The organism is Pseudonocardia halophobica (assembly GCF_027922425.1).
Classification (GTDB): Bacteria; Actinomycetota; Actinomycetes; order Mycobacteriales; family Pseudonocardiaceae; genus Pseudonocardia; species Pseudonocardia halophobica.
The window spans coordinates 23,564-29,984 of sequence record NZ_BSFQ01000064.1 but is presented as its reverse complement, the minus strand read 5'-3'; the positions used below and the strand labels follow the sequence as shown (position 1 = coordinate 29,984).

The 6,421-nt window shown below is 74.1% G+C and carries 8 protein-coding genes; 4 read left to right on the top strand and 4 right to left on the bottom strand.

The window, feature by feature from the left end:
* Positions 1-400: 400 nt before the first annotated feature.
* Positions 401-913: a DUF6912 family protein gene (locus PKE99_RS36170; protein ID WP_037053986.1), complete on the bottom strand. Its 513-nt coding sequence runs from the start codon at positions 911-913 to the stop codon at positions 401-403.
* A 16-nt stretch (positions 914-929) separates the two neighbouring features.
* Complete coding sequence (locus tag PKE99_RS36165) at positions 930-2,342, bottom strand: WS/DGAT/MGAT family O-acyltransferase (RefSeq protein ID WP_037053985.1); 1,413 nt, start codon at positions 2,340-2,342, stop codon at positions 930-932.
* Between the two features lie 36 nt (positions 2,343-2,378).
* On the opposite strand from PKE99_RS36165, the gene PKE99_RS36160 reads away from it, so the two are divergent.
* From PKE99_RS36160 to PKE99_RS36150, 3 genes are all read left to right on the top strand, one after another.
* Positions 2,379-3,134 (top strand): TrmH family RNA methyltransferase, encoded by a 756-nt coding sequence (locus tag PKE99_RS36160; protein ID WP_037053981.1) that lies wholly within the window; start codon positions 2,379-2,381, stop codon positions 3,132-3,134.
* Positions 3,135-3,220: 86 nt separating this feature from the next.
* Positions 3,221-4,441 carry an alpha-hydroxy acid oxidase gene (locus PKE99_RS36155; RefSeq protein WP_037053978.1) on the top strand — a complete coding sequence of 407 codons (1,221 nt, stop codon included), beginning with the start codon at positions 3,221-3,223 and terminating at the stop codon, positions 4,439-4,441.
* A gap of 44 nt (positions 4,442-4,485) precedes the next feature.
* The gene (locus PKE99_RS36150; RefSeq protein WP_037053975.1) at positions 4,486-4,713 is read left to right on the top strand and encodes an antitoxin; all 228 of its coding nucleotides are present in this window, start codon (positions 4,486-4,488) and stop codon (positions 4,711-4,713) included.
* A gap of 49 nt (positions 4,714-4,762) precedes the next feature.
* Here the strand turns inward: PKE99_RS36150 and PKE99_RS36145 are convergent, their stop codons facing one another.
* Together PKE99_RS36145 and PKE99_RS36140 are read right to left on the bottom strand one after the other, a co-directional pair.
* Positions 4,763-5,137, bottom strand: a complete 375-nt coding sequence (locus PKE99_RS36145) for an HAD-IA family hydrolase (RefSeq protein ID WP_037053972.1) — start codon at positions 5,135-5,137, stop codon at positions 4,763-4,765.
* Positions 5,134-5,550: a MarR family winged helix-turn-helix transcriptional regulator gene (locus tag PKE99_RS36140; RefSeq protein WP_051738339.1), complete on the bottom strand. Its 417-nt coding sequence runs from the start codon at positions 5,548-5,550 to the stop codon at positions 5,134-5,136. Before PKE99_RS36140 ends, PKE99_RS36145 begins: the two co-directional genes overlap by 4 nt.
* A gap of 100 nt (positions 5,551-5,650) precedes the next feature.
* Between PKE99_RS36140 and PKE99_RS36135 the strand changes: the two genes are divergently transcribed.
* The gene (locus tag PKE99_RS36135) at positions 5,651-6,409 is read left to right on the top strand and encodes an Rv3235 family protein (RefSeq protein ID WP_051738338.1); all 759 of its coding nucleotides are present in this window, start codon (positions 5,651-5,653) and stop codon (positions 6,407-6,409) included.
* Positions 6,410-6,421: the final 12 nt, after the last annotated feature.

The window sequence follows — 6,421 nt, the reverse complement described above, 5'->3', positions numbered from 1 at the left end:
GCTGCCTCAAGCGCTACATCACCCGCCAGCTCTACCGACAGCTCGAACACCCACCAGCCGCAGGGGCTTGACGAACCATAGGAGCGTCCCGTGAGTGGCAACTGCCCCTAGAGGGGCAGTTGCCACTCACGACCCCGGCTGAGCTGGGGTTAGGCGTCGTCAGCGGGCATCGCGGTCGGCCGGGTCCCGGCCGGCCGACGTCGCGATCGGGGCCGGCACACCCGCTCCGGCCACTCGGACAGCCGGCGGAGCGCCGCACATCCGCTGCGGTGCCTTCGCCCACGCACGACAACCCCCGGGCGGAGACAAGACCCCACGTCGGCCCCGGCTCGCCGCCCGGCATTTCCGCAGCTCAGCCCGGGTCGTGAGTGCCAACTGCCCCTCTAGGGGCAGTTGGCACTCACAGGTCGCCGAGGTCCACCAGGAAAGCGATCTCCTCCGGGGAGTACCAGGCGAGCTCGTGGTCCTCGGCCTCGCCGACGAGGAACTCGGCGTCGAGGTCGCCCAGGTCCGCCTTGTCGACGACCGCCGCCGCCTCCCGCACCGCGTGCTCGGCCTCCTCGGCGTCGACGTGCACCGCGGCGATCGCGGTCATCGGCACGGCGGCGGAGATGCGGACGGCGCCGTCGTCGAGGTCCGGCCGCAGCGTGACGTCGTCGAGGTCGGCGGCCACCACCACCCTCCGGGCCGGCACCTGGTCCTCGCCCAGCCCGAACTCGACGGCGAGCAGGCGCAGCGACGCCCGCGCCGCCTCGCCCATCGCGGCGTACTCCAGCTCCTCGTCGTCGCCGGACACGTAGGCCTCCCGCAACCGGGGGGTCAGCGCGAACGCGGTCCCCCCGATCGGGTCGAACCGTCCGGTCTTGACCAGCTTCCGCAGCATCGGCCAGGTCCCGGGGATGTAGATCCGCACGGTCTCTCTCCTGCTCTCAGCGGCTCGCGGCCAGCAACTCGTCCAACGCCTCGTCGACCAGCCCGGCGAGGACGTCGACGTCCGGCATACCGTCCCGGTCGCCGTTGAACCCGTAGTACACGCCACCGTCGTAACTGGTCAGCCCGATCGCGAGCGCCTGCCCCTTGGCGAGCGGCACGACCGGGAACATCTCCAGCATGCGCGCTCCGGCGGCGTAGAGGGGGAACTGCGGGCCGGGGACGTTCGTCACGACCAGGTTGAAGATCCGCTTGGAGATCCCGCTCGCGGCGCGGGCGCCCAGCGCGTGCAGGGTCGGCGGGGCGAAGCCGCCGATGCGGACCAGGGTGTCGGCGCCGACGTTCTGCCCGGTGGAGGTGTGCTCGCGCATCGCGTGCGTGACGTGGTGCAGCCGCACGACCGGGCTGGGCTCGCCCACCGGCAGGTCGACGAGGAACGACGACACGCGGTTGCCGAGCGAGCCCGAGGTCGCCGAGCTGGGCACGTCCGCCTCGCCGCGCACCGACATCGGCACCATCGCGCGCACCGACGCCCCGGACGTCACCGGCTCGCCCCGGGAGAGCAGCCAGTTCCGCAGGGCGCCGGAGACCACGCTGAGCACGGCGTCGTTGACCGTGCAGCCGTGGGCGGCGCGGATCCGCCGGTACGCCTCGAGGTCCGTGCGGGCGACCGCGAACCGGCGCTGCGTGGAGATGTGCACGTTGAGCGGGGTGCCGGGCGCCGGGCGCGACGCCGTCCGGGCCATGGTGAGCAGCTTGCCGGCCATGCCCGCGAGCTTCGTGGCGGTCGCGACGGCGTCGCCGGTGGCGGCGCGGACGTTGTCCACGATCTCGCCCGGACGCGCGACGGCGTCGCCCACGGCCTCGGCGATCAGCCGCAGGTCGCTCGGCTCCGGCCGGGGCATCCACACCTCCTCGACGCCGGGCCGCGCGTCGGGCGAGACGTCCAGGATCACCTGGGACAGGTCGATCGCCGAGATGCCGTCGACCATGGCCTGATGGGTCTTGGTGACGACGGCGACCCGGTTCTTCTCCAGGCCCTCGACCAGGTACATCTCCCACAGCGGCCGGGTGTGGTCCAGCGGCCGGGACATCAGCCGGGCGACGAGCTCGCTGAGCTGCTCGTCCGTGCCCGGGCGCGGCAGGGCGGAGCGCCGGACGTGGTACGCGACGTCGAACTCGGTGTCGTCGACCCAGACCGGCCGGGCCAGGTTGCCCGGCACGTGCTTGACCTTCTGCCGGTAGCGCGGCACCAGCGCGATCCGCTGCTCGACGAGCCCGACCAGCTTCTCGTAGTCGAGCCCGCCCTTGCCGGCGCGCTTGAAGATGGCGACGCCGCCCACGTGCATCGGCGTGGTCGCCTGCTCCAGGTAGAGGAACGACGCGTCGAGCGCGGAGAGCCGGGGCGGCATGGTCGCGATCCTACGTGCGCGTGCGACCCTGCACGGGTGGCAACGCCGGTCTCGCCGAAGGACTCCTTCATCACGGTCTACGGCCGCAAGCCCGTCCTCGAGGCGCTCGACGACGACTCGCTGGCCGTCGACAAGGTGATCATCGCCGAGGGCACGCGGGGCGAATCGGTGCGCGCCATCACCGACGCCGCCCGCCGCCGCGGCGTGCCGGTGCAGCGGGCGAGCGCGCACCGGGTGAAGGTCCTGGCCGGCAACGGGCGACACGACCAGGGCGTGCTGGCGGACGTCGTCGCCCCGCGGATGGCGCCGGTGCCGGTGTTCCTGCGCGACCTCGGTTCCCGCCGCCCGGCCTCGGTGCTCGTGCTCGACCGGGTCACCAACCCGTCGAACGTCGGGATGATCCTCCGGACGGCCACGGGCGCAGGTCTCGACGGCGTCCTCCTCCCCCGGCGCGGCGTACCCGCCATCGACCCGCTGGTGATCAAGGCCTCCGCGGGGGTCGCCTTCTCCGCGCCGGTGCTCCGCTCGGCGACCGCGGAGGAGGGGCTCGCCCAGCTCAAGGAGGCGGGCTTCGGGATCTTCGGGCTCGACGCCGGCGGGGAGGACCTGCTCGTCGCCGACCTCCCGGCCCGGGTCGCCCTCGTCCTCGGCAACGAGACCGACGGGTTGTCCGACGCCGTCCGCCCGCTGCTCGACGACCTCCTCGCGATCCCGCTGAGGGGCGGGGTGGAGTCGCTGAACGTCGCCAGCGCCGCCGCCGTCGCCGCGTACGAGCTGCACCGCCGTCGCTGAGCACGTCCGCGGTGTGAAGGGCACGTCGCCCACGAGGGTGGGCCGCTCGGCCGTCAGCGGGGCGTCAGCGGGGCTAGCCTCGGGGGATGGTTCAGCGTCGGATGCCCAGGCCGAAGGAGCTGCTGCCCCTGCTCCGGCCCGCCCCCTTCGTCCGCGACGCCACGGAGCGCCGCCTGCGCCGGGCGGCGTCGATCGCCGACCTGCGCGAGATCGCCCGCCGCCGCACCCCGCGCGCGGTGTTCGACTACACCGACGGTGCCGCGGACGGGGAGCTCTCGCTGAACCGGGCGCGCGCGGCCTGGTCCCGCGTCGAGTTCACCCCGACGGTGCTGCGCGACGTCAGCACCGTCGACCTGGGCCGGGACATGCTCGGCGCGCGCTCGGCGCTGCCGTTCGCCTTCGCGCCCACCGGCTTCACCCGCATGATGGACACCGAGGGCGAGCCGGCGGTCGCGTCCGTCGCCGCCGACGCCGGCATCCCCTACACCCTCTCCACGATGGGCACCACGACCATCGAGGAGGTCGCCGAGGCCGCGCCGGCGGCGCGCAGGTGGTTCCAGCTCTACCTGTGGCGGGACCGGGCGTTCGCGAAGGACCTGGTCCAGCGCGCGGCCGCGGCCGGCTACGACACCCTCATGCTGACCGTCGACACCCCCGTCGGCGGCAACCGGCGCCGGGACGTGCACAACGGCCTCACGATCCCGCCGGCGCTGACCCTGCGCACGTTCATCGACGGGGCGCTGCACCCGCACTGGTGGTTCGACCTGCTCACCACCTCGCCGCTCACCTTCGCGACGCTCGAGCGCACCGAGGGCACGGTCGCCGACCTCATCAACCGGGTCTTCGATCCCGCCCTGACCATGGACGACGTCGAGTGGCTGCGCGGGGCCTGGCCGGGCAAGTTGATGATCAAGGGCATCCAGAACGTGGCCGACGCGCGCCGGGTCGTCGACGCCGGGGTCGACGCGGTGCTGCTCTCCAACCACGGCGGCCGCCAGCTGGACCGCGCCCCCGTCCCGGTCGAGCTCGTCGAGCCGACGGTGCAGGAGGTCGGCGACGCCGCGGAGGTCTACGTCGACACCGGGATCATGCACGGGGCGGACGTCGTGGCCGCCGTCGCGCTCGGCGCGCGCGGCGCGCTGGTGGGCCGGGCGTACCTCTACGGGCTGATGGCGGGCGGACGCGCGGGCGTCGCCAAGGCGGTGGACATCCTGACCGGCGAGATCACGCGGACCCTGCAGCTCCTCGGCGTCACGTCCGTCGACGACCTCCGGCGCGAGCACACGAGACTTCGCCCGATCGGGTGAGCGCGGGGTGGCGCGCGCCCGGAGTTGGGGCCACTGTGGCCTGCATGGGATTCCTGGACAAGGCGAAAGAGCTGATCGGTCAGCACGACGACAAGGTCGACCAGGGCCTCGACAAGGCCGGTGAGGCCGCCAAGCAGAAGTACGCCGGGCACGACGAGCACATCGACAAGGGTGTCGACTTCCTGCAGGAGAGGACCGGCGAAGGGAACACCACGGCCGCGCCGCCGCCGGCCCCGGAGGGCGAGCAGCCGCCGCCCCCGCCGCAGCAGTGACCCCCTGACCACCACGGCGCCGCCCGACCGGGCGGCGCCGTTCGCGTTCTCACCAGTCGAACAGGACGTCCAACTCGCGCAGCGTCGAGTCGGGGTCGGTGTGCCGGACGCCGACGGCCCCGGCGGCACTCGCCCCGCGGACGTTGATCGGCAGGTCGTCGACGACCACGCAGTCGTCGGGCGCCAGACCCAGCAGCTGCGCGGTCCGGCGGAAGGCCTCGGGATCGGGCTTGCGGGCGCCGGTCGCGCCGCCGAGGACGACGGCGTCGAACCGCTCGGCGTACTCGTCCGGCACGGAGTGGGCGTCGGAGAGCAGCGCGACGCGCAGGCCCGCGGCCCGGGCCCGGACCGGCAGGTCCGCCATCTCCGGGCCGTCGGTGAGCACGCCGCCGTAGTCGAGGATCAGCCCGCGGAAGCCCGTCACGTCAGTCGCCCCTCCACCGCCGCGAGGACCTCGCCCAGGTAGCGGCGCACGGCCGGATCCTCCGGTGGCACGACCTCCCGCAGCGCGTGGTCCACCTGGTCGCCGACGGTCTCCCGCCGGCGCCTGCCGCTCTCCGTGAGGTACACCCGCACCACCCGCCGATCGTCCGCGTCCCGTTCGCGCCGGACGTCCCCGGCCCGCTCGAGAGTGTCGACGACCGGGGTCAGGGTCGCAGGGGTGAGGCCGAGTCGCCCGGCCAGCTCGCGGTGCGGCAGGCCGTCCTCGCTGCTCAGGGCGGTGAGGAGGTCGAGCGCGGTCGCCGACAGCCCGTGCGCCGCGACGACCCGCTGCCGGAACCGCGCGAGCGTGGCGCCGGTCGCGATCAGGAGCCGGTCCAGCGGCTGCTCGGCCACGTCGGCACCTTAGCCCGCGAACGATCAGGGCTCAGATGATTCGGCGACGAAGTACCGCGATCCGGCCCGGTGGTGGTGGTCCCGCTCGCACGCTGCTGCCATGACGCTCACCGCCCCGGCCCCGACGCTGCCGCTCTTCGCCACGGTCGACCACGAGCCCGCCCTCGAGTTCCCCGTCCCGTTCGACGACGGCGAGTGGGTGGTGGAGGGGGACGTCCCGTTCAGCGTCGAGCAGAGGCGGGAAACGGCCCGGGATGCGACGGCCGCTCCGATGCGTGAGATCGGCAGGGTGGCGGTCGAGGGCGCGCCTCCGGAACCCGAGGGTCGCTCGGCGGTCGGCAGCGCAGCGAGCGAGGGCGCGCCTCCGGAGCCCGAGTGCGGGTCGGCCGTCGGCAGCGCAGTGGACGAGGACGCGGTCGTGGCCTCCGGAGCTGTGTCGCCCGCTGTGCGGGAACCACCGACCCCCGCGCGGAACGGGACCGACGGGTCGCACGCGGCGGCCGGCCCGTCGGACGGACGCCTGCGCCGGGAGCGGGAACGGGCGCTGCTGGCACGGCGGCGGGCAGAGTTGGTCGTCCGCACTGCGCTCGAGGTGCTCGACGGCCGCCGCCCCGTGAACCATCTGGCCCCGTTCGCCGCGCCCGAGGTGTTGCGCTACGTCAACGCCGGCATCCCGCGACGCGGGCGCACCGCCGCAGCCGGGGCGTCCCTGCGCTCCCTGCACGTGAGCCTGCCCGGTCGTGCCGCCGCGGAGGTCGCCGCCGTCTGCCGGTTCGGCACCCGGGTCCGCGCACTCGCCGCCCGTCTCGAACTCACCGGGCAGGGCGAGTGGCGCTGCGTCGCTCTCCGGGTCATCTGAGCTCGGCTCGCT

What these genes read in the sequence shown, in the direction of transcription:
- PKE99_RS36165 (WP_037053985.1), bottom strand. Translation starts at nt 2,342, where the DNA reads ATGCCGCCCCGGCTCTCCGCGCTCGACGCGTCGTTCCTCTACCTGGAG.
- PKE99_RS36155 (WP_037053978.1), top strand. Translation starts at nt 3,221, where the DNA reads ATGGTTCAGCGTCGGATGCCCAGGCCGAAGGAGCTGCTGCCCCTGCTC.
- PKE99_RS36150 (WP_037053975.1), top strand. Translation starts at nt 4,486, where the DNA reads ATGGGATTCCTGGACAAGGCGAAAGAGCTGATCGGTCAGCACGACGAC.
- PKE99_RS36135 (WP_051738338.1), top strand. Translation starts at nt 5,651, where the DNA reads ATGACGCTCACCGCCCCGGCCCCGACGCTGCCGCTCTTCGCCACGGTC.